Source organism: Streptomyces sp. NPDC059900 (assembly GCF_050270335.1).
Taxonomy (GTDB): Bacteria; Actinomycetota; Actinomycetes; order Streptomycetales; family Streptomycetaceae; genus Streptomyces.
Window position 1 is genome coordinate 1 of record NZ_JBNNJZ010000974.1, and the last position, 1,894, is coordinate 1,894.

The 1,894-nt window shown below is 70.3% G+C and carries 2 protein-coding genes; both read right to left on the reverse strand.

All coding sequences use genetic code 11. The annotated features are described in order from the left end of the window. A partial coding sequence (locus tag ACQKIP_RS46330; protein ID WP_427745754.1) for a pyridoxal-phosphate dependent enzyme occupies positions 1–806 on the reverse strand: 806 nt, incomplete at its 3' end. A 59-nt stretch (positions 807–865) separates the two neighbouring features. Beyond that, positions 866–1,876, reverse strand: coding sequence for an ABC transporter substrate-binding protein (locus tag ACQKIP_RS46335; RefSeq protein WP_365854306.1), 1,011 nt, complete (start codon positions 1,874–1,876; stop codon positions 866–868). Positions 1,877–1,894: the final 18 nt, after the last annotated feature.

Consider the following 1,894-nt stretch of genomic DNA (forward strand, 5'->3'; position numbering starts at 1 on the left):
TGCATCCGGTCGGGGTTGCGGGCCGCTTCCCAGGCCGTGACCAGGTGGGCAGCGCCGGTGGAAAGGCCCGCGAACACCGCGTGGGTACGCAGCAGGTCGACGGCCCCCGCCATGGCGTGGCGGAAGTCGACCCAGTGCAGGGTGTCGTAGAGGTCGTGGCGGACGTTGTCGAAGGGGATCGAGCTGCCGATCCCGGCGATGATCGCTTCGGGGTCGCTGAAGCCCTCGCTGCCGAAGGTGACGCTGCCGAAGGGCTGCAGGCCAAGCAGGCGTATGTCCCGGCCGCGGCGGCGCAGCGGCTGGACGAGTCCGCCGGTGGAGGCCCCGGTGCCGACGGCACCGACCACGGTCAGCGGGGTACCGGGCAGCGCGGTGTCGACCAGGTCCGCGAACTCCTGGTAGCCCGCGTAGTGGATGCCGTCGTGGTATTGCCGCATCCAGTGCAGGTCGCCGCGCTCGGCGAGCAGTTGGCGCACGCGGCGCACCCGCCGCTCCTGGTCGAGGCGCAGACTGTCCGACGGCGGCATCTGGTCCACCGTGGCGCCCAGGATCTCCAGCTGGGCGCGCATCGCGGCGTCGACGGTGGTGGAGGCGATGATGTGGCAGCCCAGGCCGTAGCGGTGGCAGGCCATGGCCAAGGCCAGGGCGTAGATGCCGCTGGAGCTGTCGACGAGGGTCTGGCCGGGCCGTACGGTGCCGCGGTCCAGGAGGGTGCGGACCGCGCCGAGCGCGGCGTACACCTTCATCGTCTCGAAGCGGGCCAGGACGACGTTGTCGGCAAGCCGCAGCAGGTCAGGGGCTTTCATGGCGTCGGTGATGTGCCCGTGGACGGTGGCCGCGGGGGCCGCCGCCGTGTGCAGGGGGGTCACCGTCCGACCGACCGGAGGTAGCCGCCGAGGCGCTCGGCGCCCTTGACGTTGCGCGGGCCGCTGACGGCGTCGCCGTAGGACATGACGAAGAAGCGGTTCTCCTTGACGGCCGGGACCGACTTCAGGCGGGCCAGCGACTTCAGGTAGGCGATTTTCTCCTCGGCGGGCTGGTCGGCGTAGTCGATGATGACGATGACCTCGGGCTTCGCCTTGATCACGGGCTCCCAGCCCACGGTCGTCCAGCCCTTGTCGAGGCCGTCGAAGACGTTGGTGGCACCGGCCGCCTTGATGATGTCGTTGGGTGCCGCGTGGCGTCCGGCGGTGAAGGGCTGGTCGGTGCCCGAGTCGTAGACGAAGACCTTGGCCGGGTCGCCCTTCTCGGGCCAGGTCTTCTTCAGGGCGCCGACGCGGCCCTTGAGGTCGGTGACGACCTTGTCGGCCCGTTTCTCGACGCCGAAGATCCGGCCCAGGTTGTCCAGGTCCGTGTAGAGCGCCTCCAGGGGCGTGACGTCCACGCTCTTGTCGCCGTAGTCCCAGCACGTCTCGGTGTGCAGATAGCTGGCGGAGCCGACCTTCTCCAGGAGGGCGGGCGTGATGCCGCGCTCCTCGCTGAAGCCGGAGTTCCACCCGGCGAAGACGAAGTCGGCCTTGGCGTCGACGACGATCTCGCGGGTGATGCGCTCGGTGCCCAGGCGCTCCACGTCGGCATAGTCCGTGCGCCAGGGCGAGCCCTTGATGGAGGGGTCACCGAGCTTGTTCATGACGTAGCCGCGCATCCGGTCGGCGAGGCCCAGGGAGAACATCTTCTCGGCGCCGCTGACGTCGTAGGCCACCGGGCGCTTCGGGCGGGCGTACGTGACGTCCTTGCCGCAATTGGAGACGGTGACCGTCCGCGTCTTGTTCTTCGCCGCCGGCTCGACCTCGGCGCCGCAGCCGGTGGCCAGGAGTCCGGTGGTCGTCAGCAGCGCGGCGGCCGCCAGGGCGCGGGGCAGCGGTGGTCGGATCATGAGCGCGGTCCTTCGGAC